This is a genomic window from Salinivibrio sp. AR647 (genome assembly GCF_001995415.1).
Classification (GTDB): Bacteria; Pseudomonadota; Gammaproteobacteria; order Enterobacterales; family Vibrionaceae; genus Salinivibrio; species Salinivibrio costicola.
In genome coordinates, this window is sequence record NZ_MUFE01000005.1 from 376,508 (window position 1) to 401,021 (window position 24,514).

The 24,514-nt window shown below is 48.1% G+C and carries 21 protein-coding genes; 8 read left to right on the top strand and 13 right to left on the bottom strand.

Annotation, left to right across the window (positions count from 1 at the left end; genetic code table 11):
* Nucleotides 1-173: 173 nt before the first annotated feature.
* Nucleotides 174-2,096, bottom strand: coding sequence for an Lnb N-terminal periplasmic domain-containing protein (locus BZG76_RS08445; RefSeq protein WP_077460979.1), 1,923 nt, complete (start codon nt 2,094-2,096; stop codon nt 174-176).
* 106 nt (nt 2,097-2,202) lie between these two features.
* Nucleotides 2,203-2,685, bottom strand: coding sequence for a DUF3015 domain-containing protein (locus BZG76_RS08450; RefSeq protein ID WP_021022964.1), 483 nt, complete (start codon nt 2,683-2,685; stop codon nt 2,203-2,205).
* Between the two features lie 276 nt (nt 2,686-2,961).
* On the opposite strand from BZG76_RS08450, the gene BZG76_RS08455 reads away from it, so the two are divergent.
* Nucleotides 2,962-4,773, top strand: coding sequence for an ABC transporter transmembrane domain-containing protein (locus BZG76_RS08455; RefSeq protein WP_077460909.1), 1,812 nt, complete (start codon nt 2,962-2,964; stop codon nt 4,771-4,773).
* On the opposite strand, the gene BZG76_RS15235 is transcribed toward BZG76_RS08455, so the two are convergent.
* Nucleotides 4,770-4,943, bottom strand: coding sequence for a DUF6435 family protein (locus BZG76_RS15235; RefSeq protein ID WP_108743183.1), 174 nt, complete (start codon nt 4,941-4,943; stop codon nt 4,770-4,772). The two genes, BZG76_RS08455 and BZG76_RS15235, sit on opposite strands and share 4 nt — an antisense overlap.
* A gap of 215 nt (nt 4,944-5,158) precedes the next feature.
* Here BZG76_RS15235 and BZG76_RS08460 point away from each other — a divergent pair, with 215 nt between their 5' ends.
* The 3 genes from BZG76_RS08460 to BZG76_RS08470 all read left to right on the top strand — a co-directional run bounded on the left by BZG76_RS08460 (nt 5,159) and on the right by BZG76_RS08470 (nt 7,871).
* Nucleotides 5,159-5,593 carry a hypothetical protein gene (locus BZG76_RS08460; protein WP_077460910.1) on the top strand — a complete coding sequence of 145 codons (435 nt, stop codon included), beginning with the start codon at nt 5,159-5,161 and terminating at the stop codon, nt 5,591-5,593.
* Between the two features lie 263 nt (nt 5,594-5,856).
* A complete protein-coding gene (locus BZG76_RS08465; protein WP_077460911.1) occupies nt 5,857-6,222 on the top strand; it encodes a diacylglycerol kinase in 366 nt (121 codons plus the stop codon).
* On the top strand, nt 6,219-7,871 hold the full coding sequence (locus BZG76_RS08470) for a phosphoethanolamine transferase (RefSeq protein WP_077460912.1): 1,653 nt from the start codon (nt 6,219-6,221) through the stop codon (nt 7,869-7,871). Before BZG76_RS08465 ends, BZG76_RS08470 begins: the two co-directional genes overlap by 4 nt.
* A gap of 86 nt (nt 7,872-7,957) precedes the next feature.
* Here BZG76_RS08470 and BZG76_RS08475 read toward each other — a convergent pair whose 3' ends face one another.
* The 5 genes from BZG76_RS08475 to BZG76_RS08495 all read right to left on the bottom strand — a co-directional run bounded on the left by BZG76_RS08475 (nt 7,958) and on the right by BZG76_RS08495 (nt 14,669).
* Nucleotides 7,958-8,365 carry a hypothetical protein gene (locus tag BZG76_RS08475; protein WP_077460913.1) on the bottom strand — a complete coding sequence of 136 codons (408 nt, stop codon included), beginning with the start codon at nt 8,363-8,365 and terminating at the stop codon, nt 7,958-7,960.
* A 192-nt stretch (nt 8,366-8,557) separates the two neighbouring features.
* Nucleotides 8,558-11,422: an aminomethyl-transferring glycine dehydrogenase gene (gene gcvP, locus BZG76_RS08480; protein WP_077460914.1), complete on the bottom strand. Its 2,865-nt coding sequence runs from the start codon at nt 11,420-11,422 to the stop codon at nt 8,558-8,560.
* A 15-nt stretch (nt 11,423-11,437) separates the two neighbouring features.
* The gene (gene gcvH, locus BZG76_RS08485; protein ID WP_021022957.1) at nt 11,438-11,815 is read right to left on the bottom strand and encodes a glycine cleavage system protein GcvH; all 378 of its coding nucleotides are present in this window, start codon (nt 11,813-11,815) and stop codon (nt 11,438-11,440) included.
* A 128-nt stretch (nt 11,816-11,943) separates the two neighbouring features.
* Nucleotides 11,944-13,242, bottom strand: a complete 1,299-nt coding sequence (locus BZG76_RS08490; protein ID WP_077460915.1) for a serine hydroxymethyltransferase — start codon at nt 13,240-13,242, stop codon at nt 11,944-11,946.
* A gap of 26 nt (nt 13,243-13,268) precedes the next feature.
* Nucleotides 13,269-14,669 carry an L-serine ammonia-lyase gene (locus BZG76_RS08495; RefSeq protein WP_077460916.1) on the bottom strand — a complete coding sequence of 467 codons (1,401 nt, stop codon included), beginning with the start codon at nt 14,667-14,669 and terminating at the stop codon, nt 13,269-13,271.
* Between the two features lie 596 nt (nt 14,670-15,265).
* Here BZG76_RS08495 and BZG76_RS08500 point away from each other — a divergent pair.
* Both BZG76_RS08500 and gcvT read left to right on the top strand, forming a co-directional pair.
* On the top strand, nt 15,266-15,868 hold the full coding sequence (locus tag BZG76_RS08500) for a helix-turn-helix domain-containing protein (RefSeq protein WP_077460917.1): 603 nt from the start codon (nt 15,266-15,268) through the stop codon (nt 15,866-15,868).
* Nucleotides 15,869-15,928: 60 nt separating this feature from the next.
* Entirely contained in the window at nt 15,929-17,047 is a 1,119-nt protein-coding gene (gene gcvT / locus BZG76_RS08505; RefSeq protein WP_077460918.1) for a glycine cleavage system aminomethyltransferase GcvT, read from the top strand.
* A 72-nt stretch (nt 17,048-17,119) separates the two neighbouring features.
* Here the strand turns inward: gcvT and BZG76_RS08510 are convergent, their stop codons facing one another.
* From BZG76_RS08510 to BZG76_RS08520, 3 genes are all read right to left on the bottom strand, one after another.
* On the bottom strand, nt 17,120-17,467 hold the full coding sequence (locus BZG76_RS08510) for a carboxymuconolactone decarboxylase family protein (protein WP_077460919.1): 348 nt from the start codon (nt 17,465-17,467) through the stop codon (nt 17,120-17,122).
* Nucleotides 17,468-17,691: 224 nt separating this feature from the next.
* A complete protein-coding gene (locus tag BZG76_RS08515) occupies nt 17,692-19,074 on the bottom strand; it encodes a multicopper oxidase family protein (protein WP_077460981.1) in 1,383 nt (460 codons plus the stop codon).
* A gap of 166 nt (nt 19,075-19,240) precedes the next feature.
* The gene (locus tag BZG76_RS08520) at nt 19,241-20,014 is read right to left on the bottom strand and encodes an EAL domain-containing protein (protein WP_077460920.1); all 774 of its coding nucleotides are present in this window, start codon (nt 20,012-20,014) and stop codon (nt 19,241-19,243) included.
* Nucleotides 20,015-20,475: 461 nt separating this feature from the next.
* Between BZG76_RS08520 and BZG76_RS08525 the strand changes: the two genes are divergently transcribed.
* Nucleotides 20,476-21,090 (top strand): DNA-J related domain-containing protein, encoded by a 615-nt coding sequence (locus BZG76_RS08525; RefSeq protein ID WP_077460921.1) that lies wholly within the window; start codon nt 20,476-20,478, stop codon nt 21,088-21,090.
* A 141-nt stretch (nt 21,091-21,231) separates the two neighbouring features.
* Here BZG76_RS08525 and BZG76_RS08530 read toward each other — a convergent pair whose 3' ends face one another.
* Nucleotides 21,232-21,528 carry a DUF406 family protein gene (locus BZG76_RS08530; RefSeq protein WP_021024429.1) on the bottom strand — a complete coding sequence of 99 codons (297 nt, stop codon included), beginning with the start codon at nt 21,526-21,528 and terminating at the stop codon, nt 21,232-21,234.
* A 249-nt stretch (nt 21,529-21,777) separates the two neighbouring features.
* On the bottom strand, nt 21,778-23,433 hold the full coding sequence (locus BZG76_RS08535) for an AMP-binding protein (RefSeq protein ID WP_077460922.1): 1,656 nt from the start codon (nt 23,431-23,433) through the stop codon (nt 21,778-21,780).
* 367 nt (nt 23,434-23,800) lie between these two features.
* On the opposite strand from BZG76_RS08535, the gene BZG76_RS08540 reads away from it, so the two are divergent.
* Nucleotides 23,801-24,286 (top strand): TetR/AcrR family transcriptional regulator, encoded by a 486-nt coding sequence (locus tag BZG76_RS08540; protein ID WP_021024431.1) that lies wholly within the window; start codon nt 23,801-23,803, stop codon nt 24,284-24,286.
* Nucleotides 24,287-24,514: the final 228 nt, after the last annotated feature.

Genomic DNA, 24,514 nt, shown 5'->3' on the forward strand with positions numbered 1-24,514 from the left:
TAAAAATATTATTAATTGTGAGAGAAGGATATAAACGCGCGGAGGGAAAACCGAGGAGTAACTTGTTATGAAAGCGGGCCGTTAATCTTGAATGCTATTAGACCCGCTTTTCTGGGGGATGCGTGCTATTTCCTTGCTGTCAGTTCGAGAGGACGGCACACGATTTGAGGTGTTTAAAAGTAAAAATAGCTAGTAATGTGACCACTCATCTCTTCGTTCTCCCAGTGCTGGTAGCGTGCTTTACTGCGAATAGACCAATCATCGGTGACGCGCCAGTGCCAAGTCATATCGACTTGTGATTGTGTCAGGGAGGAACGATTAAGCAGCGGCAGATACTGTGCTTGCACGCCGAGACGATGGTCATCAGCAAGTTGCCATAGCAATCCTGATTCTATGCCGGTTGCTAGATTAAATTGGTTATCGCTGGCGTCGCCATGAGTTAATGCTGTTGACCACAAAGCGTAGGCATGTAAACCGTCACTTTCTCCCCACGACTGACCTACGCCCCCTTGGGCAAACCAACGGCTATCTTGTCTCTCGGTGCCTGGTAAACGGTCAAAGCCTGCACGGATATTCCACGATAGACTAGAGAAAACCCGTTTTTTCGGCGCGATTGTCATTGCATCGATCAGATAAAGCTTATCCAGTTGCGTATTACCGTTTTCATCCTGACTGATAGCGACATCAACAAAGCTGATTTGTGCGCCGGGCACAAAGCCATCTTGGGGATCCATTAAGTCATGGTATGCCGCACGCCATTCAAACGAGAGGGCATCGGGACCGTATTTTGCGGTTCTTGCTCCAAAACCAATACGTGTAGAGCCGTGCCCTTTATCCGGCGATACATTGATATTAGCTACGGACTCAAACGGAGAGGCTGCACTGACTTGGCTGCGCATGCTGAGTAATTTAGTGAGGCGCTGCGCATAGGGATCTCTAGGAAGTGCTTGATCATAAAAATCAAAATTGAGCCACTCGTAAGCAAATTCATAAATAGCGGCCAATTGCTCGTCAGTATATTGCTGATGGTCAGGGAAATGGCCACTTTTCGCTTTTTTCGCGGCTTCAAACACCGCAGGAGAGGCTTGTTGCGACATATTTAATAGGCGAGTGCCAAACGAGGCACGAAAACTTGGTATCTCAATCAAGTCATTACTGGCTAGCGTTTTTACAGTATCTGACGGGATCGCTTGAAACGGGAAATCATCGACCAAACTTAAATCATCGCGAGCCAACTGAAGCAATGCGAGCAGTTGGTATGAGCAGTTTTCGTCAAGAAAGTAGTAATCGAAGGTCGCGCTTTGCATCTCCCACAAATGCAGCAATACACGATTTACCTCTTGCTCGGACAAGTTAAGGGGATATTCCCAAATATCTCGCGATTCAATGTCGTTATACTCGCGAACCTTACGATAATAAGGCATCACAGTAAATTGCCCCGGGTAAGCGCCAAACAGCCCCTTTGCGGCATACATGGCGGCATTGTCATCTTGGCTGGGTTCGGCAGCAAAATTGACTGCAAATGCCACCAATTCTTTATTTCGTGTTTGATCTTGTGCGTCAATTCGCAACAGCGTATGGCCAAACATTGATGAGGGATTGTTCATAAATGCCGTTGGAAAAACCAGCGTCATGCCGTCTGGATCAAGCACCTTTTGCCAACGCTCAAGTTCAGGGCAATCGAGTTGTGCAGTGCGTCCTGCTTTAGACTCGAGCCATGTAAAACGCGCGGGATATTGACACCTTGCTGCTTTTGCAACGGAGGCATCGGCATGGTAAAGCGCATTAATTGTCGCTGCTAGCTCTTGTTGCGGGTGTGTCTTTCCGTTAGCGGCAAGGAAAAAATCTTCTGAATCAACCGTACTTTCATAGCCTGATAACGTGTTAGGTAGATAGTGAACCAGTTTTAGCCAGTATGCTTGGTTGGCCAAGGAGGGAATATTAAAGTCACTATTTTTCGTAACAGTAGCGGTCTTAGCAAACGTAGCCGTGTTGGTAAAATCAGGCGTACTCGCAAAAGCCGGCGCGCTAAAGAGAGAAAGAATGATGAGACTAAGACGAACAAATAGCGAGGTGCGAGAATGAATAAGTCTCATATCAGTACAACGATTCACGTCCAGAAACATGAAAGTGCCCAAGTAGGGCACTTTCGCACTTAATAACCGCCACTGTTTGGCGGATAACCGTCAAGCGTTATACCGCTTAAATTTTATACGTTGAAAGCTGCTCGTTTTGCGCTACAACAGTATTTAGGTTGGTCAGTACTTCTTGTGAAGTGACTTGATCAGAGGTTACGATCGATGCAAAGTTTTGCTTAGCAACGTCGTTAAATGCTGCTTTGTCTGCATCTTTGATGCCCCAAACTTCAGAAAGCGTTGCCAACGTTTCGCCTTCGCCACGTGCGATATCACGCGCTAGGTTATCCATGTTTCCGTCAATGAACATGGCTAGCTTCTGCTGCGAATCAATGGTGCCTGTGCCATCACAGCCTAGCGTACCAAAGGTGATACCAAAGGTTTGGTTACCAGAGGTGCCGTTTGTGGTGGCGCCGAGTACTTTGTAAACCTTTCCTTGTTGACCATCAAATACCATTGTGCCGAGACCACAGCCGATATCTGAATCTGCCAATGCCGCGCCAGAGAGTGGAAGGGTAGCAAGTGCAGCAATAGCGATAAATTTTTTCATGGTAATCCTTTTGATTAAAAGTGTTGCAACTAGAGTTTACCTCATAATAGCTTCTCAAAGGTGAGATTATTAGGCAGGAAAACCCTAAAAATTTGGTGTGATGATTATATTGACTGTTTTGTATAATTTCAACGACACCTTTGCAAACGTGGGATTAGCTGCTCAAAGAAAGAGAAATAGCGAGCTATAACAGCTTATAGTGGCCAAAGCATTCATAATAGGAATGTTCGTCAGGCAATAACACGCTAACATGCAAGGACAGCATTAAGTGAACTTATGGCAAATCAAACCGCAACGGATACCTCATCGAAACAATCTGCCGTGAATCGCAAAAGTAAAAATCTGACTATATTGTGGGAGCTTATTGCGTTTATCCGCCCTTACCGTTGGCAAGTGAGCGCGGCATTGCTGGCTTTGGTTTTTACCGCATCATTAACACTCTCGGTCGGACACGGCGTTCGGCTTTTGATCGACCAAGGCTTTGCACAGCAATCACTGGTTGAGTTGGGTAATGCGGTACAGTTTATTTTGCTGATCACGGTATTAATCGCGATCGGCACCTTTTTCCGGTTCTATCTGGTGTCATCGGTAGGTGAGCGGGTCAGTGCCGATATTCGCCAAGCGGTGTTTGATCATGTGATTGATCTGCATCCGAGTTATTTTGAAACCCACGGCAGCGGCGAAATTATGTCGCGGATCACCACAGATACCAGCTTGCTGCAAAACATCATCGGCTCCTCTTTTTCCATGGCGATGCGCAGTGCGTTGCTGTGTGTGGGCGCTATCATCATGCTGTTTGCCACCAATATTAAACTGACCTTAATTGTGCTGGCCTCCGTGCCTTTTATTTTGGTGCCCATACTTATCTATGGCCGTCGCGTGCGGGCGTTGTCGCGGCAAAGCCAAGATTCGATGGCGGATGTGGGCAGCTATGCCGGTGAAGCCATCACCAATATTAAAACCGTGCAAAGCTTCGCGGTAGAAGATCACGCCAAAGCCGCATTTGGGCAAGAGGTGGAACGTGCCTATCACATTGGACGCGAGCGCGTGAAACAAAGAGCCATTCTCATTTCCGGGGTGATCGTGATTGTGTTCAGCGCGATTACAGGGATGTTATGGGTCGGCGGTCGCGATGTGATTCAAGGCACCATGTCGGCAGGCGATTTGGGCGCCTTTGTGTTTTTCGCCATCATGGTTGCCTCTTCCATGGCCACTTTGTCGGAAGTGCTGGGGGAGTTGCAGCGCGCGGCTGGCGCGACGGAGCGTTTGGTGGAGCTTTTACACGTGCAAAGTCATATTCGTACTCCCGCTACCTCACCGATTGTTGATGCCCAATCACTGAGCAATGATATTCGTTTTGAAGCGGTGCATTTTCATTATCCCACTCGTCCACGGCAGCCTGCGATTGATGCACTGAGCTTACATATTCAGCCTGGTGAAGTCGTGGCGTTAGTGGGGCCGTCGGGGGCCGGAAAAACGACAGTCTTTGAGTTACTGCAACGTTTCTACGATCCGCAGTCGGGTGCGATTGCGCTGGGTGGACAAGATATTCGCAGCTTGTCCCCGCAAGCCTTGCGCCAACAAATGGCATTGGTGCCGCAGCAACCGGCACTGTTTAGCGATGACGTGATAGGAAACATCCGCTACGGCAGGCCAAACGCCAGTGAGCAAGCGGTGAAAGAGGCGGCAGTTCAAGCGCACGCTGACGGCTTTATTCAGCAATTACCGGACGGCTATCACAGCTTTTTGGGCGAGCGTGGTGTACGGCTTTCGGGCGGCCAAAGGCAGCGAATTGCGATTGCCCGCGCAATTCTCAAGGACCCACGGATTTTATTGCTAGATGAAGCCACCAGCGCGCTGGATAGTGAAAGTGAGCATGCGGTACAACAAGGATTGGCCACCTTGATGCGCAATAGAACGACCTTGATTATTGCTCATCGCTTGTCGACCATTCAACATGCTGATCGCATTGTGGTGATGGATCAAGGTAAGTTGGTGGATGTGGGCAGTCATACCGAGTTGTCGGCACGCTGCCCTTTATACCAGCGCTTGGTAAAACGGCAATTTAACCCTTCTTCCAGTCACTAAGCCTTGTTTTCCAAGGCTTTAATCTGTTGGTCAATCTTTTCCGCTTCTTCGGTGAGTAGTGAGTAACCTCTGATATCGCCATTGCGTTGAGCTTCAAAGGCTTGTTGTTGTTTGGCGTCGTACTGTTTTTTTAGCTTTTTAACCGGATTCGGTTTTAGAAACGAGAGCATAGTGGATCCTTTTAGATAGATGACTGCTCTCAGTACGACATTAACCTACGCTTAGATGACCGATTTATTGGTCATATGCAAATTGTATTGGTCATATGCAAATTGATTGCATTCAGCATCACGCTTTTTCTGGCGGGTTAACACAATGTTGGATTCAAATGATGTCAATAATTAGGATGTGCTAATATTTGATGGATTATAAAAAGGAGTGCATCATGAACAAGAAACAAATGATCGGTAGCCTATTTGGACTAGGGCTACTCACCGGCGCCGCTCAAGCATCTACCGATTCGGTGGAACAAGCGTTAGTCATGGTCAACAGTGGCGAATTGCAAACACAAGGGATGGCTATGGTATTAGCGAACACTATGCAAGCCCAAGGGACACATGTTGATGTGTTGCTATGTGGTAAAGCCGGTGAGTTGGCGTTTAAAGGTACTGAAAACTCACCGTTAAAGCCTAAAAATGTCACGCCAGAACAACTGATGATGAAGCTTAAGAAAGGCGGCGCTAATGTAAGTGTGTGCGCATTATTTTTACCCAACAGCGACAAAGGAAAAACAGCATTGCGCGCCGGGATTTCAGTGGCTAAGCCACCACAGATCAGTCAAATAATGCGAGATAAAAATACACGGGTTTTTAGTTTTTAGCTTTTATTCCTTACGTAGCTAGATCAGCCTGCCTTTATATTAAGGCATAAATGGTGTTCCTAGCACCATCTATGCCTGATAGATGCTCTCCCCTCACATCCCATCACATGATATTAAAAGATAAATAGCTGATATATATTTATAACTTACCTTCTATCTGATGGTTTTACAAAAGATTACACAGCTATACATAACGTTGACAGAGTTATCAGATAAATTCCTTTAAATTGTCCCTACCAAAAAACTGACAGTTAGGTCATGACGTGAAACCAGGAAAAACCGGTGTTCGCCGAGTCATAGATGCCACTGGGTACTCTATGGTGGGATTAAAATTAGCGTGGAAGTCTGAAGCAGCATTCCGACAAGAATGTGTGATAGCGATTATTCTTATTTTTTCCTCTTTTTTTATTCCAGTGACGCCTGTTGAACGAATTTTAATGATAAGTAGTTTAGGCGTTGTTCTCGTTGTTGAACTCATTAACTCAGCGATTGAAGCGACTGTTGATCGTATCAGTGAAGAATGGCACCCCCTCAGTAAAAAAGCGAAAGATATTGGATCTTCTGCCGTATTTATTTCAATTGTTCTCACCCTGTATGTATGGGTATTGTGTTTGATGAATATAAAATGAAAGAAAGAAAATTTAATGAAGGTAGTGTTAGTGTTGCGATGTTTACTGCACTGTCGGCAATCTATTTTTCCGTTGTTATCAATGCGCCTTTTTATAAAGAATTGAAAGGCATATTTTCATCACTTGACGATGTGAAAGCTGGGTTTATTGTTTCTATTCCTCTGTTCTTGTTCTTTGCGTTAAATATTATTTTTTCGTTTTTCTCCTGGCCACGAATAACTAAACCATTTTTTGCTATTTTAGTGGTGCTCTCGAGTGTGGTGTGTTACGCGGGGTATAATTACGGTATCATGTTTGATACGAATATGATAACCAATATTGTAGAAACCGATACCGGAGAGGCAAGGGCGTATTTAAGTTTTTATGCACTTATCTGGGTGTTAGCCATTGGTGTGACTCCCGCTATCTTTATGATGCGCTGTACTATTCAGCCAGCCGGAAAAATGTGGCTTCCGCTATTACGGGATAAGCTAATATCCATCACCGTATCGTTAATCGCGCTGGCGATTATATTTATTTTTTACTACCAAGATTATGCATCCGTAGGCAGAAATAATAGCTACTTGCGTAAACTCATTATACCGACACAATATGTTTACAGTCTTTCTGGCTATGTAAAAGAGCGGTTTTTTTCCGCTCCCATACCTTATGTAAACGTGGGGGAAGATGCGAAGCAATCAGATTTAGCTCTTCATCATTCAAAAGATAAACCCAACTTGTTAGTCTTTGTCGTTGGTGAAACAGCGCGATCTCAAAATTATCAAGCAAACGGCTATACGAGACCAACGACGCCTTATACCGCTTCTCAGGGTGTCATTTCATTTCTCGATGTGACGTCTTGCGGTACAGCAACAGCTATTTCTGTGCCGTGCATGTTTTCTCTATCACCACGCGAAAGCTTTGACCGGCATCGCGCCGAATACCAGGATAACGCAATAGATATTTTAAAGCGCGCTGGTGTAGATATACTATGGAAAGAAAACGATGGCGGTGATAAGGGCGTAGCTAAAAATGTAAAAAAAATAGAAATTGATAGGCGTAGACAAGATGAACTGTGTAATGGAAGTACGTGCTACGACATGGCCCTAATTGAACACATCAATAACGATATCGATGAAATGCAAGGTAATCGGATAATATTCTTACATCTCATTGGTAGTCATGGTCCAACGTACTTTCAGCGTTACCCTAAAGACATGGCGTATTTTCAGCCTGACTGTGCGCGCTCAGATATCGAAAACTGTGAAAGAGAAACTATCATCAACAGCTACGATAACACCATCCGTTATACGGACTATGTGTTGAGCAAAGTGATTGAAACGCTGAAAGATAAAAGTGATCAGTATAATACCGCGATGATGTACGTCTCTGATCATGGTGAATCACTGGGTGAAAATGGCGTTTACTTACATGGTCTTCCGTATCGCTTTGCCCCTGATTATCAAAAGAAAGTACCGCTAATGGTATGGCTCTCGGATGGTTTTAAGCAAGCCAAGTCTCTCAATGCCTCGTGTTTGCGCGAAAAGGCGATGGAGAAAGACCATTACTCTCACGACAATATTTTTCATTCGTTACTTGGCGTAATGGACATAGAAACGGGCGTCTATCAGCCCGACAACGACATATTTTCTTCATGCCGGATGCAATAGCTGGATGATACATCATCCTTAAATGAGGGCGAGCCTTAATAAGGCTCGCCGATGTGCATGGTTTGGCGTGATGAGCATAGGTTTATCTAAAACGAGTAGGTCACGCCCAGCGCGCCGCCAAGTTGCAACTCTGGGCCGCCGTGGAAGTTAAGCTCTGGATGGACTTGGCCGTAGGCAGTGATCTGCTTGGTGATTTCCCAATCTAATCCTATCGGTAAACGAACGCCATAGTCGTCGTCCCACTCCGCCCAGCCACCGGCGCCTACATACCAATCAACCGGGACATCGGGGTTATCAAAAGTGCCTTGTTGAAAAAGATAATCAAATGCGGTGCCATCATTGCCGAGGGTAAAACGGTATTGATCGTCTATTTCCAGTACAGCGCTTAGTTGTTGATCAACGGCGAGACCCGCCGAGATGCTGGTTTTTTCTTGCGCAAACGCTTGAGTGGTCAGACCAAGTGCGAGCAGGAGACCGAGAGCGATAGGTTTCATAGTGTGCCTTAATACTGCTTTTTCAGATGGCACAGAATGTAGCGGTGTTCGGAGAACAATCTGTCAAGCGTTTGTCAGCGGCATTTAAAAGTTCATACCCTTATGTCAACGTTTGCCCAGAGAAAGCCATTCATAAAAAAGGCGAGCCGAGCGGCTCGCCTTTAACATCACTCTTTCCGCGAGCGGAACGGATTACTCATCCATATAGTTTTCAATGCTAGGGCAAGAACAAATCAAGTTACGGTCGCCGTAGACATTATCGACACGGTTGACCGATGGCCAGTATTTGCTTGCCTTATTATGGGCAGATGGGAAGCAAGCCAACTCACGTGAATAGGCGTGAGACCACTCGTCTGCCATCAGATCCGCTTGGGTGTGAGGCGCATTGACCAATGGGTTGTCTTCCAGCGTCCACTCACCGTCTTGCACCTTGGCAATTTCCTCGCGGATGGCAATCATGGCATCACAAAAGCGATCCAATTCTTCTTGGCTTTCACTTTCGGTCGGCTCAACCATCAGCGTGCCCGCGACCGGGAACGACATGGTCGGCGCGTGGAAGCCATAATCCATCAAGCGTTTAGCGATGTCTTCTTCGCTGATGCCGGATGCCTCTTTGAGAGGACGAATGTCGATAATACATTCGTGCGCAATGCGTCCGTTTTTGCCGCGATAAAGCACAGGGTAGTAGGGACGCAGACGCTCCATCACATAGTTGGCACTGAGAATTGCCAACTCGGTCGCGCGCGTCAGGCCTTGTTCACCCATCATGGCGATGTACGCCCATGAAATAGGAAGAATCGAGGCGCTACCCATAGGTGCAGCCGAGACGGCAAATTCGTCGCCTTGCTCCACATGACCGGGAAGGAAAGGCGCAAGGTGCGATTTCACGCCAATCGGTCCCATACCTGGGCCGCCGCCACCGTGGGGAATACAGAAGGTTTTGTGCAGGTTGAGGTGCGAGACGTCTGAGCCAATGTAGCCCGGCGTTGTCAGCCCCACTTGCGCATTCATGTTGGCGCCATCCAAGTAAACTTGGCCGCCTGCCTCGTGCACCAGCTCGCACACTTGCTGCACGGTTTCTTCGTACACACCATGTGTCGATGGGTAGGTGATCATAATGCACGAGAGCGCATCTCGGTGTTTATCGATCTTGGCTTTCAGATCATCAATGTCGATGTTGCCATCGTCATCACAGCCAACTACAACCACTTTCATTGAGACCATGGCTGCGGAGGCAGGGTTGGTACCGTGGGCGGAGCTTGGGATCAAGCACACGTTGCGGTGACTGTCACCACGGCTTTCATGGTAGCGCTGAATCGCGATTAAGCCCGCATACTCCCCTTGCGCGCCTGAGTTCGGCTGCATGGATATCTCGTCGTAGCCGGTGATTTCACACAGCATGTCACGCAGTGATTTACCCAGTGTTTGATAGCCTTTGGCTTGCTCCAACGGCACAAACGGGTGCAGGGCGCCAAACTCTGGCCAGGTGACAGGGATCATCTCAGCCGCGGCGTTGAGCTTCATGGTACAGCTACCTAGCGGGATCATGCCGTGGGTGAGGGAAAAGTCTTTGTTTTCCAGCGCCTTCATATACCGCATAAGCTTGGTTTCACTGTGATAGCGGTTAAAGACAGGGTGCGTTAGGTACGCGCTACTGCGGCGGCATGTGGCAGGGATCGCGGCAAATTCATCGGCTTCAATGTCGCTCGCCACGGCATCTGCATCGCCTTGACCGGTGAGTGCGGTAAGCAGTTGATTGATTTCTGCCAGTGTGGTCGCTTCATCAAAGCTCGCGCCAAGTTGGCCATCCAGTTTACGCAAGTTAAAACCAGCATCTTGCGCTTGTTGGTACAAGGCATCGGTTTGCTCGCCCGAGTTAAACGTTACGGTATCAAAGAAGCTATCGTGCGCGACGCTCAACCCGGCTGCTTGTACCGATTTGGCGAACAGCGCGGTGAGGTGATGCACGCGGCGAGCAATTTTCTTTAAGCCTTCTGGACCGTGATACACCGCGTAAAAAGCAGCCATGTTGGCCAGCAAGGCTTGAGCGGTACAAATATTGGAAGTCGCTTTTTCACGGCGAATATGTTGCTCACGCGTTTGCATCGCCATGCGCAGGGCTTGGTTGCCTTTGCTATCGACCGATACGCCAATCACTCGGCCAGGCATGGTGCGCTTTAGCTTGTCGCGTGTCGCCATAAAGGCGGCGTGTGGGCCCCCGTAACCCATAGGCACACCAAAGCGTTGTGCCGACCCAATCACCACATCCGCGCCCATTTCACCCGGCGCTTTAAGCAAAGTGAGTGAAAGCAGATCGGTAGCAACCGCGACCAGCGTCTTCTTGCTTTGTGCTTCTGCGATAAGCGCACTGAGATCGCGCACTTCGCCGGTGGTGCCGGGGTATTGGAGTAGGGCGCCAAATACATCGTGCTGATCCAGCTTGTCCGTGTCATCAACAATGATGTCAAAACCTAAGAAGTTGGCACGCGTTTTAATCACATCCAAGGTTTGTGGGTGCACATCGCTGGCAACAAAAAAGGCGTTGCCTTTGTGCTTGCCGCCACGCTTACACAGGGTCATGGCTTCTGCCGCGGCAGTGGCTTCGTCGAGCAGCGACGCGTTGGCCAAATCCATCCCCGTTAAGTCCATCACCATTTGCTGGAAGTTCAGTAAGGATTCTAATCGGCCTTGCGAGATCTCGGGCTGATAAGGCGTGTAAGCGGTATACCAGCCAGGGTTTTCCAGCACATTACGTAAAATAGGCGGTGGGGTATGAGTGTGGTAGTAACCTTGGCCAATCAAGCTACGCTTTATCGTATTTTGCGCAGCAATGTCGCTCAGTTCTGCCAGCATCTGGGTTTCACTTTTCGGCGCGCTCAGATTAAGCGGCTTCGGCAAACGGATATCCGCAGGAACGGTTTCTTCAATCACATGCTCAAGGCTGGTGGCATTGACCGCCGCCAGCATAGCGTCTTGTTGTTTGATATTCGGTCCATTGTGGCGAGCAATAAAATCGTTATCAGCCACTAAGCTATCGAGTAAACGCGTTTTAGTCATGATATTCGTCCTGAATTAGTCGTCGATGGCGGCGGCATAAGCATCTGCATCCATCAGATGATCCAAGTTGGTGTCGTCAGCGAGTTTAATCTTGGCAATCCAGCCGCCCTCAAAAGGTTCGTCATTAACTAACTCTGGGCTGTCTTCTAAATCGTCGTTAATGGCGACAACTTCACCATCAACCGGTGCATAGATATCAGAGGCGGCTTTTACCGATTCCACCAGAGAAAAGCTTTCACCTTTTTCAGTACTGTCACCCACCTCAGGTAGATCGACAAACACGACATCGCCAAGTAGGCCTTGGGCATGATCAGTGATCCCCATGGTGACTGTGCCATCGCCGTTGTCTTTGACCCACTCATGGCTCTCGGAATACTTCAGTGTCGCGTCCATTTGCTACTCTCCTGCTAAATTACGAACTGCTCGATTTATGAGCAATTTACATTGTAAATTGAGGCAAATACTAGTCTACTGCCTCATAATCCTAAGTAATTGATATATGGTTATTTATTGCTATGCCTTTATTGACGATAAAGCGGGAAGCGGGCACATAGCTGTTGCACTTGTTTACGAATCCGCGCTTCAACCTCAGCGTTGCCGTCTGGTTCCTCAACTAAGGCATCTAATACATCGCCAATCCATTCACCGATTTGACGGAATTCTTCGGTGCCGAAACCGCGGCTGGTGCCGGCTGGTGTACCGAGGCGAATACCCGATGTGATCATTGGCTTCTCGGTGTCGAATGGAATACCGTTCTTGTTACAAGTGATCCCCGCGCGCTCGAGTGCTTGTTCGGTTTGGTTGCCTTTTAGACCTTTAGGGCGCAAATCAACCAACATCAGATGAGTGTCGGTGCCGCCCGTGACAATGTCGCAGCCACGCGTTTGTAGAACCTCGGCCAGTACTTTGGCGTTAGCAACCACTTGATCAATATACAATTTAAACTCAGGCTCTAGCGCCTCACCAAATGCCACGGCTTTCGCGGCAATCACGTGCATCAATGGACCGCCTTGTAGACCGGGGAACACGGCCGAGTTGATCTTTTTATTGATGTCTTCGTGATTGGTGAGGATCATGCCACCGCGTGGGCCACGCAGGGTTTTATGCGTGGTGGTGGTGACCACGTGCGCATGCGGCAGTGGCGATGGATGGGCGCCGGTGGCCACTAAACCGGCAATGTGTGCCATATCGATCATCAGATATGCGCCTACTTCATCGGCAATCGCGCGGAAGCGAGCAAAATCAATTGGGCGTGGGACAGCGCTGCCGCCGGCGATGATCATCTTAGGTTGGTGTTCACGCGCAAGAGCCGCGACATCGTCATAATCAATTTCTAGAGTTTCTTGATTAACACCGTATTGCACGGCATTAAACCACTTGCCTGATAACGCAGGGCGTGCCCCGTGAGTAAGGTGGCCTCCGGCATCCAGTGACATACCCAAAATAGTGTCACCAGGTTGCAGCAGTGCCAGCATCACGGCACCGTTGGCTTGCGCGCCAGAGTGCGGTTGCACGTTTACAAACTCGCAGCTAAACAGCTGTTTGGCACGGGCTTGAGCAATGGCTTCGACTTCATCGACATGCTCACAGCCGCCATAATAGCGACGGCCTGGATAGCCTTCTGCGTATTTATTGGTCAAGCAAGTGCCTTGTGCTTGCATCACCGCTTGCGAAACGATGTTTTCTGATGCGATAAGCTCGATTTGCTGTTGTTGGCGTTTGTGTTCGGCTTGCACGGCTGACATCACGGCACCATCGGATTCCGATAAATTGGTGGAGAAAAACTGCTCCAATTCTACATTCGGGTAGCTCGGTTTCATTTCGCTTTCCTTGTTGGCGATGGTGGCTAACAGGCCACAACATTAATCGGGATCACATTGGTAGCGAGGCCACCTTGTGAGGTTTCTTTATATTTGCTCATCATGTCGAGGCCGGTCTCGTGCATGGTTTTAATCACGCTATCGAGTGAGACATGGTGTTGGCCGTCACCACCCATTGCCAACCGAGTCGCGTTAATCGCTTTCACGGCACCCATGGTATTGCGCTCAATGCAAGGGACTTGTACGAGGCCATCTATTGGATCACAAGTGAGGCCGAGGTTATGCTCCATGCCGATTTCTGCCGCGTTTTCAATTTGTTGATTACTTGCGCCCATGGCTGCGGCTAATCCGGCTGCTGCCATCGAACACGCCACGCCAATCTCTCCCTGACAACCGACTTCTGCTGCCGAAATAGAGGCATTGGTCTTGTACAAAGAGCCGATAGCCGCGGAAGTCGCCATAAAGGTGCGGATGCCTTCAGGGTTATTGGGCGATACAAATTTATCGTAATACGCCAGTACTGCAGGGATCACGCCGGCAGCACCATTAGTCGGTGCGGTGACGACTCGGCCACCGGCGGCGTTTTCTTCGTTCACTGCCATGGCAAACAGGTTGACCCAATCATTGGTATCTGTCGGTAATCCATGGGCTTGCTTGTCATGAATGGCCTCGTACATGCCTTTGGCGCGTCGCTTGATGTTCAAACCGCCTGGCAGCACGCCGCCTTGTTGAACCCCGCGATCAATACACTCACGCATCACTTGCCATATATGGTCGAGTCCTTGATTGACGGTTTCATGCGTTGCTGCCGAGTCATGATACTGGGCGCGTGCGACCTCGTTCGTAAACATCAGCTCGCTGATGGTCATGTTCGTTTTTGTACATTGCGCAAGTAATTCCGCTGCACTCTCAAATGGATACGGCGGAGTGAAATCAGTTGCTAGGGCATCCGTTTCACCTTCTTCCACCACAAAACCACCGCCTACCGAGAAATAGGTTTTGTGAGCAAGACACTCTCCTGATTTGTTAAAGGCGCTTACCGTCATGCCATTGGGGTGCTCGGGCAGCACCTTGTCATAGTGAAAGGCAATATCTGCCTCCCAGTTAAATCGAATATAGTGGCGGCCCGTAAAAGGAAGCTCGCTACCATTTTTGACCATTTTGGTCATGGTATCGATTTCATCTGACTCGATGGTGGCAGGCATTTCGCCCATTAGGCCCATGACACACGCCACGTCGGTGGCATGGCCTTTGCCGGTGAGTGCCAGTGAGCCGTATAAGTCTACTTTGACACGCTCGATATCGGTCACGGACAGTGTTTGCGCCGCATAGTGGCTAAAGCGTGCGCAGGCCACCATCGGACCAACGGTGTGTGAGCTAGATGGCCCGACGCCTATCTTAAACAGGTCAAACATGCTGTGACTCATGGCCTGCCTCCTCGATCAGTAAGGTACGTTTTTATCATTATTTATACTGTCCTACATGCCAACGGGTGTTGCCGACATTGCTTCACGTTACAGCAAACAGTTAAGCGGTGAGATCTCGCGCTTTACCATTAATTTAAACATTTTGTTAACGTACCTAAGCGTTCACTTTTCCGCAAAATAAATTTCCAATAAGAAACCTATGTTGTGATCCTGAAGACAAAACCTCACCTTTTCTCTCTCAATCAATACAGCGCAAACGTTTGCCTTTTTATCTTAAGATAGGGTAAATTGCAAATCCATGTTGATGAAAACATCGCTTTTCGTCAGTGATTACGTGGAACAGTATTCGTGAGTGGATATATAATACATTGATTTTATGATATTTGATTTTAAGCGAGGTGGGGTGGTGATGAAGAGAGCGCGTAGCGTGCCTGTGCCAATTCGCTTGCTATGTCACGTTTATGGCATCACTATTTTCCGATAGGAAACTTTTTTGTTAAAAATGTTAAGGCGTTAAAGCGTCATACTGTGAGATAACCGATAGGGGCGACAATTAGGTGACAACCAATCAATCAACACAGGATGTGTACCCCTCAATGCAGGTAGAACGATCGCAACATGAGGGGGAGGCACGCGAACCCATTGCGCCATTGCGGCTGGGCCCGCGTTTAAAAGCCGTACGGGTTGGGTTAGGGTTAACGCTTGAAGAAGCAAGCCAGCGCACTGGCTTGGCGCGTTCCACGTTGTCCAAAATTGAAAATGAGCAGATATCTCCCACCTTTCAAGCCATGCAAAAACTCGCGCACGGGTTGAACATTGATATCCCGCAGTTATTTGCTCCGCCAAAAAAGCGGCAGGCAACGGGAAGGCGAGATGTGACGTTTGCGGGCCAGGGCAAAGCGCACCCTACCGGCACCTATGAGCATGAATTACTGGCCACACAGTTAAGCAACAAAAAAATGATGCCGTTTAAATCGCGAGTAAGAGCGCGTGCTTTTGAGGATTACAGTGATTGGATCCGACATGACGGCGAAGAATTTTTGCTGGTACTTGAAGGTAGCATTCAATTTTTTTCTGAGTTTTATGAAGCGATTACTCTCAATGAGGGCGATAGCGTGTATTACGACGCCACCATGGGACACATGTTGGCGTCAGTGAGTGACGGCGATGCATTGATCTTATGGGTGACCGCTTCTTAATGACCACACAAACGCCTTGCTTCACGTGGGCATGATGCCCGCAGGCACAATATGGAGAGAATGATGGCAGAGTTACTAACCACCCCGTTACACGGCTTGCACCTTGATATGGGGGCAAAAATGGTTCCCTTTGCGGGCTATGAAATGCCAGTCCAGTATCCGCTAGGGGTGCGCAAAGAGCACTTGCATTGCCGCGAACAGGCGGGATTATTTGATGTTTCTCATATGGGGCAAATTCGCCTCCATGGTGATGACGCCGCGAAAGCGCTCGAAACATTGGTGCCTGTCGACGTCGTCGATTTACCGAAAGGAAAACAACGCTATGCGGTGTTTACCAATGAGCAAGGTGGGATTCTTGATGATCTCATGATTGCGAACTTAGGCGATCACTTGTTCTTGGTGGTCAATGCCGCCTGCAAAGCCCAGGATATTCAGCATTTGCGCGATAATCTTAAAGGGGATGTGACCGTCGATGTTGTTGACGATCGCGCTTTGCTGGCCTTGCAAGGACCAAAAGCGGCCGAGGTGCTGGCGACCTTTAACCCGCAGGTCAGTGAGATGGTCTTTATGGATATTCAGCCTATTACGGTCAACGGCATTGAGTGTGTGGTGAGTCGCTCAGGTTACACTGGCGAAGATGGGTTTGAGATTTCGGTGCCGGCTGAGCATGCTGCGTCGTTGGCAAAAGTGTTGCTCGATGATGAGGCAGTAGAATGGATCGGCTTAGGTGCGCGGGATTCATTGCGTTTGGAGTGTGGCTTATGCCTGTATGGTCATGATTTGGACACCACCACTACGCCGGTTGAAGCAACCTTAATCTGGGCAATCAGTAAAGTTCGTCGCGCTGATGGTGAGCGCGCAGGTGGCTTTCCCGGTGAGCAAATCATTTTGGATCAAATTGCGACCAAAGCGGTGAGCCGCAAGCGCATTGGGCTGGTGGGCCAAAGCAAAGCCCCTGTGCGTGAAGGGAGCAAGCTATTTGATGCAGACGATAATGAAATCGGCGTGGTCACCAGCGGTACCTTTGGCCCCACCAAAGGCATGCCCGTGGCGATGGGTTACCTCCCACCTGAGTTTATTGCCCCCGGCACCGAGGTATACGCGGAAGTGCGTGGCAAGAAATTGCCTATGACGGTCGAAAAAATGCCGTTTGTGCCACAGCGATATTACCGCGGGTAAATCGGTAGCTTATATAGATGAAAAAGCGCAGTTGGCAGCGACTGCGCTTTTTTATGTTTTTTATTTCAAGTGTTACGCTTCACTCAACTGCTCGACGGCTTCCAGAGCTTGAGAGCCGTAAATCAACGACGGACCACCGCCCATCACAATGGCAACATTAATTGCTTCTACGCATTCTTGCTTAGTCGCGCCGTGCTTTAAAGCGGCGGCGACGTGTGCGCCGATACAGCCATCACAGCGCGCGGCAATCCCAATCCCTAATGCAATCAATTCTTTGGTTTTTACATCGAGATCGCCTTCTGCCATTGCGGCGCGATGAAGTTGGCCAAATGCAGTCAGTGTCTCGCTGCTGTGTGCTTTAAATTGCTTGTTGAGAGCTAACTGTTGTTGGTTAATCTCTTGGTAGTCTTTTTTACTCATTCCCAATCGCTCCTTATTGTTTAGATTATGCTAATTTATAATCTTTGCATGTAAGATGCAATCAAACTTTGCGAGCTTTATTCACTCTCTTAAAAGCGTAGATTGTCATTTGTTAAGGAAAAACATACATCCATATAGAATGAAAGGGGAAACGTAAAAACCACAAAACAAGAACGGCGAGCACATAGGCTCGCCGTTCTATTTTCAGTATGTTTTGCGTATTGCTACACCACGTCCACAAAACCCATCAGGCCAGTTTTCATATGCTCAATCACATGGCAGTGATACATCCAACGACCTGGGTTATCCGCCACAAAGGCAGCCTTGGCGTGGCCATTTTTACCTAATAGTACGGTATCAGTATGGAACGGCGTCACAGGCTTGCCATCTATTTCCAGCACCGTGAAGGTGTGGCCGTGCAAATGAATCGGATGATGATACTGGGTCACATTCTTTAAATCGAAAATATAGGTCTTCCCTCGTTCCAGTTTTGCGATTGGCTCAGGAATATTTCCTTTGCTCATCCCCTCCCAGGCACGTTTATTCATCAGCCAAAAGTCGTGATTTCCTTTTCCTTGTTTATCCGCAGGGGTAATGGCGCCGGCCCACTCAAACACAAAATGACGGGTTTCGGCATTCACTAAATCTGGTTTTGCAACGGGGTTGAGTGGCAGAGCGGGCAGGGGCTTGTCTGTTAAGGTTGACGGTGTTGTGGTAAAGCTTGTCAACAAGAATGGAAAACGTCCTTTCATGTACATGACTTCGATCTTTCTACCCGCTTTCGGTGCAATCAGGCCGATATCTAGTCGCATCCCCGGGGCGATTTTATGCTCCTCTAACCGTTGAGGCGTTGCGATGGGGTTGCCATCAATGGCGATGATCCAAGCCTCTGCGCCGCGCACTTGAATCGGATAGGTGAGCGTATTATCCACGTTTGCCAAACGTAACCGTGTGGTGGCATTTTCTTGCAGTGTGTATTCAGGGTGGTGAACGCCGTTGACGGTGCCCCACTCGCCGGGAGTGCCCATGCGTGCGCTGTAGCGAGGGATAGCGAGATCTTTCCAGTTGCCTTGACGATCAAGGTGCCAGTGTTTGAGTGTCAGTGTGTGCTCTTCATCAAACACAACCGGCGTGGCTTCCTCGACCACGATGGCTCCGACCAGTCCCTTCCCCAGCTGTACCACAGAGTTCATGTGCGGATGGTACCAAAAGGTGCCGGCATCAGGGGGGGTAAAGCGATAGGTAAAGGTTTCGCCCGGTTGGATTGGTGCTTGAGATAAGAAGGGGACACCATCCATTTCTATGGGTATACGCAGTCCGTGCCAATGAATTGTCGTCGGCTCGTGTAAATGATTCGTGAAGTGAATGGTCACTGGCTCGCCTTGCCGGCAACGAATAGTAGGCGCTGGAATCTTACCGTTAAACGCCAATACATCGGTTTGATGACCGGGCACGAGTGACGCGAGACCTGGTTCAGCGCTTAGGTGATATTCCCACTGCCCGGTTTGTCGGGAGGCAGATCTCAGGGAGCAGGCGGGGAGAGTTGAGATAGCAGCCATCGCCACTGTCGATTGTAAAAAACGACGACGAGACCAACCCTGCGTCATCAATCCTTTTTGTCCTTTATGCATACAACGCCCTTTATACTCACAAAAATCATGCGGTATTGTATCGCAAGGCCAATAAATGAGAAAGGTTATCAGTTGTATTTGTGAGGCAGTTAAAAGATGCCTATCCAGTCGCTACCTATCTAAGCGGCCTTCCATCGTCGAGTTATTGACGATGGAAGGCCTCTAAACCAGGTGATTGATTAATTGCAGGTAATGATTCAAAGCCTGGCTTAGCAATGTAGTAGCCTTGGAATAAATCGATACCCAGTTCGGCTAAACAAGCAAGCTCGGCTTCCGTTTCTACGCCCTCGGCAATAATTTGACGGCCAAGTTCGCGGCACATGGCAATACTATGGCGAACAATGGCCTGTTTCGTGGTGTCCGTATCAATATCGCGCACCAAGGCCATATCTAATTTGATGATATGCGTGTCGATATTGGCGAGAGCTGCTAGCCCTGAATAGCCCGAGCCAAAATCATCAATCGCGGTCAGAAAGCCTTGAGAGCGATAATGGTGAATGATGCGTTGAATGTGTTCGTAATCAAGCACTTCTTCGCCCTCAGTAAACTCGAAGAGGATTTTATCGAGCGGAAACTGGTTATCGCGTGCCGCTTTCAGCGTTGTTTGAATACAACGCTCAGGTTCGTAAACGGCATTAGGCATAAAGTTAATGCTGAGATAACAAGGGATTGCAAGCTCTGCCGCTAATTTGACAGCCTTGATTCGGCAGGTTTGATCAAATTTATACTGATTATCTGCGTTGACATGCTTAAACACACTGCCTGCTCCACTGCCATCAATACCACGCGCCAACGCCTCATAAGCAAACACGGTTGCCGTTGAAAGTTGAATGATCGGTTGAAAAGCCATGGTAAAGGCAAAGGAAAGTGGCTGCGTACTTTTACATGCCTCACATTGTGAACTCGTTGATGCCATAAGCTTATGCCATTAATCAAATAATTAAATTTTTATGTTTATATCAAGATTAATGGAGTTCTCTACAGAATGCGAATTAAATGGCGCAAAGTATGCGAGTAAGCACGGTTTACTGCTGCTTAATGCAGGCTTAATTCATCGCGGTGTCTTAAAACTTAAAACATGGTGCTTTCAAGTAAATATATTCACTGACGTAACCTTAAAGATTATTTATAAGATTAATCAGTAATATACGCAATATTATGATTTTTTAAAAATAAGTTGGCACCAGATATGCTTAGATTTTAACCGGCAATCAGAAAGTGTCATTGTAATGGCGGCATACTGACCAATAACAATGAATTTTTCGATTATGACCACAAAACACTCAGAATTGGTTTATACCTTAAGTAAGGTGGTTTACGACCAAACCTAAGACGTGCCGGTTTAAAATAGCTGGCCAGTGACAGAGGACGAACGTCATGCTTGCTGAAAAACGGGATGAAATAGACAACCCCCTGATTTGGCCGATACTCAGTATTTTAGAGTCGACACGACAAAGTTGGAAAGTGCATCACCTGCTGGGTGAGTTGCGAAAAGATACCATGATGGCGCAACTCGATGATGACCCCCATCTTGATCTGTTTAAACGCAATTTCCTGATCATGAACGCCCTATATCAACTGCAAGAAATGTTGCTGCCCCAGCAATGGTTGCAGGTTGAATCCATGGATATTCAATTACAATGGCGTGTGGGAGGTCATGGTTTTGTGGCCAAAGAAATCGATTACCAGGATCCATTACGCGATTACTATATGGACTGGAACAACTATGATGCTAGCCAAGATGATGTCAAAGAATTGCTGTCTTCTTTTTGGAAGCATTACCAGCGCCACATCGGTAATGATACGCCAGGGACTGCGATGCTGGAGCGAAACAAAGCACTTAACGTGTTAGGTTTGGACGAAAATGCGAGCGAACATGAAATTCGTCGCCAGTGGCGGAAGATGGCCCTAAAATGGCATCCGGATCGCCCTGAGGGTGATGCGACAACATTCCGTGAAATGTGTGAAGCGTGGCAGAGCTTAAGGCTTTAACCGGCGGCGAGCGCTTTCACTGAGCCAAGATGCTCGAATCATAGCTAAATAATGAGCAGGGTGAGTGAATATTCACCCTGCTTCGTGTTTTTGAAGCAAGCCTGCGTAATCGCCTGCATGCCATTAAAGCTCTCTTAACGCCTAGGCGTTGTTCAAACTGCGGCTACGCAGTTCAAAAATCAGCTTTTCAGCACTGCATTCAAATTGCATCTTAATCGTCAGTGCGTCGTTTTTAATGTGCTGACTATCAAAGTCATGCTTCACAGCAGGATTAATACTCTTTGCCAGGTCAAGATACTGCTCGAAGCGCGCCGCTATCGCCTCAGGGCTGTTGGCTTGAATGGTGACTTCTGCTACATCATCGCCCTCTGAGATGATGTAGCCAATCTCAGCACTTACACCGCAAGCATCGCAAGCGTCAGTTTGGTTCTCTTTCATGGTGTTCCCCTACGTAAACGCAGCCAATGACGTCACGTTTAAGACGTGGCTGCAAACCAATGGTACGATCTTTAGCAAACACATGCCTGTGGCACATTGAGATAGGTCAGGTTTTGATATCTTTTCTGTATTAATGATGGAAAAACTACCGGTGAACCAATCAAAAATAGCATCGAAAAAAAGAAAGGGGTGGTGCTAATCGTATTGTCTTGCGGCGCCCCAGCATAGATTGACGGGGCGCCGGTGAAGCTATAGCAAGTCTTCTTCCCACTGCACGAGCGTGCCTTTTGGCCAGTGAGTGCCAAGATCGTGGTATTCCTGCTCCAGCTTATGGCGACGAATTTTTAAGGTCGGTGTCAGTTTACCGTTCTCAATACTCCATGGTTCTTTAATCATCAACACACCTTTAATTTGCTGGTGTGACTCAAGTTCACCATTGATAGTATCCACCACTTTTTTTACTCGACGCTCGTAACGAGCGCGATCAAAATGAGGGAAATGGTGTGGGAGCGCAAGTAGAATCGGTGCTGGCATGCCTGAGCCAATTACGCACAACATTTCAGCGTTTGATAATTCAAATAAGCGCTTTTCAATCGGTACAGGGGCGACAAATTTACCTTTGGCGGTTTTGAACGTATCATTTTTGCGCCCTGAGATACTGAGGTAGCCATCGCTGTCGAGCTCCCCTAAATCACCAGTATGCAACCAACCGTCGACCAAGGTTTCTTTGGTTGCTTCTTCATTTTTGTAATAACCGCTAAACAGTCCTTGGCTTTTTACTAAGATTTCTTGGTCGTCTGCGATCTTGATTTCAACCCCTGGGCCGGCATTGCCAACGGTACCAATTTTATCGGCCCGGAAAGGATAATTAATGGTGCTGTAGGCATAACTTTCGGTCATGCCCCACGCTTCGGTGACATTCAAACCAATCTTGCGGTACCACTCCAACAATGCCGGCGCGACAGGGGCGGACCCACAGCCCAATACACGTGCTTGATCCAAGCCTAAGTTTTTAGCGACTTTATTTTTGACGATCGTACTCACTAACGGAATACGGAGCAGTAGGTTCAACTTACCGTCCGGCAGCTTCTCCTGGATTCGCTGTTGAAATAGGGTCCAAAGCCTTGGGACCGAAATAAACAGGGTTGGGCGATGCATTTTGACATCTTCAATGAAAGTATCGAGTGATTCAGGAAATGCCGTCGGGATCCCGCCCATAATGGCTGACCCCATGATGTATACACGCTCGGTAATATGGGCCAGTGGTAGGTAAGAGAACAAACGATCGTCAGGTTCGATACCAATATGATCGATCAACCGTTGCGCAGACCAGCAGTAACCGCCGTAGCTTAACATGGCTCCTTTAGGCGGCCCTGAGGTGCCCGATGTATAAACCAGCGACATGAGATCGCCATCAAGATGAACAGGACGCTCGTCTGACGGTGCGTGGTTGGCGATCAGATCGTGCCATTCGTAATGACAGTTTACGGTAGGATAAGGGAGGGCAATTGTTTTTAGGTTCGGCAGACTTTCTAACGAGGCCGTTAGCGCTTTACTGTCATCTAATTTACCCACAAACATTGCTTTCGATTCGCTGTGGTTGATGACATGATCGATAGTGTCGGTGCCCGCGGTAGGAAATATGGGCACACTGATGTAGCTTCCCATCATCATTGCTAAATCTGCGATAAACCACTCAGCACAGTTTTTTGATATCAGTGCGATTTTGTCACCCGGCTTAAGCCCCATATCGCGGAGCGCTGTTACCATTTTCTGGGCCTGCTCGGCGACCTCGGCAAAGGTATAATCATGAAAGCGGCGCCCGTGGATTTGGCGCAGAAAAACATGGTTTGGGCGCTCATCGGCCCAACGTAAGATCTGATCATGTGGTTTGATATGTGACATTGGACTTCCTCATTGTCGCAACGTGGAGATACGTTAAAACGTTATAATAATGTTAACTTACGGATCCTCGGCCACCATACGCAAGATAATCATTTAAACGACTGTCTAAATTATGACTGATGACACTATTTGCGGTGTTTTTTGCCTGACTTTTCAGTTTTTTCACCCCATTTTCAGGCGCCAATGCCAAAAGCTTGATCAGCCTCCGTATTCACATAAGACGTTTACTGTCAGGCTTTATTGGTGAGTCTGTACTATTTTTACTAAGGGCTAGGCTTTATCGCGAGCCAGACGCAAGTGCGAGCCAAACGGGCGCGCGTTACAGCACTGCGCCAACAGTGGCGATTGACGGGAGAACAGGTTACGTATGCCTAAACGGAGTAAAGCGCAAACGCAACAGACCATTGAGCTCATCCTAGCAGAGGCGAAACACCAATTATTAATGCTTGGCTATGAGGGAATGTCGTATACCACGTTAAGCGAGGCGACCGGCGTATCGCGTACTGGGATTAGTCATCATTTTCCTCGAAAACAAGATTTTATGGTCGCGCTGGAGCCGTTTATCGTCGACAGCTTGCGCATGCCGCTTGATACAACCAGCACCATTAATGCGTTTATGACCAGTTGGATGCAGGCGATGCATGCAAACGGTGACTTCAAAGCCACGCTCAAACTCTGTTTCTATCTACTGATTAGTGGCAAAGCGGACAATGGCGCCGCGTTTAGAATTCTAAAAGCGTTACAAAAAGAGTGTGAGCAGCGTATGCAAACGGATCTCACCGTCGCTTTTTCGCAATTATTAGGTGCGAGCCTGTTACTGTGCCGTCAAAAAAGTGAGGGGCATGCGAAGTAACTGTATAGAGGGTCCGGTCAGGTTAGCGAGCAGACGCGGCGATAAAATTAACGCCCAACTGACAGACAGAGCTTAACTTTTTTGTTATATTGATCACGCTTTCAAAGCAATACATTTTTTGGAGATAACTATGAACAATACCGACCATCCTCCGAGTCGAAACGGAGAAAAATAGCGACTGTTGGTATTGTCTCTGCCAGTTTACCAGCCGTTGTTGATAGCTGGCCC

Bases quoted from the DNA above. Each gene is read 5' to 3' on its own strand.
- BZG76_RS08525 (WP_077460921.1), top strand. From the start codon at position 20,476: ATGCTTGCTGAAAAACGGGATGAAATAGACAACCCCCTGATTTGGCCG.
- BZG76_RS08510 (WP_077460919.1), bottom strand. From the start codon at position 17,467: ATGAGTAAAAAAGACTACCAAGAGATTAACCAACAACAGTTAGCTCTC.
- BZG76_RS08535 (WP_077460922.1), bottom strand. From the start codon at position 23,433: ATGTCACATATCAAACCACATGATCAGATCTTACGTTGGGCCGATGAG.
- BZG76_RS08450 (WP_021022964.1), bottom strand. From the start codon at position 2,685: ATGAAAAAATTTATCGCTATTGCTGCACTTGCTACCCTTCCACTCTCT.
- BZG76_RS08515 (WP_077460981.1), bottom strand. From the start codon at position 19,074: ATGACGCAGGGTTGGTCTCGTCGTCGTTTTTTACAATCGACAGTGGCG.
- BZG76_RS08445 (WP_077460979.1), bottom strand. From the start codon at position 2,096: ATGAGACTTATTCATTCTCGCACCTCGCTATTTGTTCGTCTTAGTCTC.
- BZG76_RS08470 (WP_077460912.1), top strand. From the start codon at position 6,219: ATGAAAGAAAGAAAATTTAATGAAGGTAGTGTTAGTGTTGCGATGTTT.
- gcvH (WP_021022957.1), bottom strand. From the start codon at position 11,815: ATGGACGCGACACTGAAGTATTCCGAGAGCCATGAGTGGGTCAAAGAC.
- BZG76_RS08520 (WP_077460920.1), bottom strand. From the start codon at position 20,014: ATGGCATCAACGAGTTCACAATGTGAGGCATGTAAAAGTACGCAGCCA.
- BZG76_RS08530 (WP_021024429.1), bottom strand. From the start codon at position 21,528: ATGAAAGAGAACCAAACTGACGCTTGCGATGCTTGCGGTGTAAGTGCT.
- BZG76_RS15235 (WP_108743183.1), bottom strand. From the start codon at position 4,943: ATGCTCTCGTTTCTAAAACCGAATCCGGTTAAAAAGCTAAAAAAACAG.
- BZG76_RS08540 (WP_021024431.1), top strand. From the start codon at position 23,801: ATGCCTAAACGGAGTAAAGCGCAAACGCAACAGACCATTGAGCTCATC.
- BZG76_RS08460 (WP_077460910.1), top strand. From the start codon at position 5,159: ATGAACAAGAAACAAATGATCGGTAGCCTATTTGGACTAGGGCTACTC.
- BZG76_RS08495 (WP_077460916.1), bottom strand. From the start codon at position 14,669: ATGAGTCACAGCATGTTTGACCTGTTTAAGATAGGCGTCGGGCCATCT.
- gcvP (WP_077460914.1), bottom strand. From the start codon at position 11,422: ATGACTAAAACGCGTTTACTCGATAGCTTAGTGGCTGATAACGATTTT.
- BZG76_RS08490 (WP_077460915.1), bottom strand. From the start codon at position 13,242: ATGAAACCGAGCTACCCGAATGTAGAATTGGAGCAGTTTTTCTCCACC.
- BZG76_RS08455 (WP_077460909.1), top strand. From the start codon at position 2,962: ATGGCAAATCAAACCGCAACGGATACCTCATCGAAACAATCTGCCGTG.
- BZG76_RS08475 (WP_077460913.1), bottom strand. From the start codon at position 8,365: ATGAAACCTATCGCTCTCGGTCTCCTGCTCGCACTTGGTCTGACCACT.
- BZG76_RS08500 (WP_077460917.1), top strand. From the start codon at position 15,266: ATGCAGGTAGAACGATCGCAACATGAGGGGGAGGCACGCGAACCCATT.
- gcvT (WP_077460918.1), top strand. From the start codon at position 15,929: ATGATGGCAGAGTTACTAACCACCCCGTTACACGGCTTGCACCTTGAT.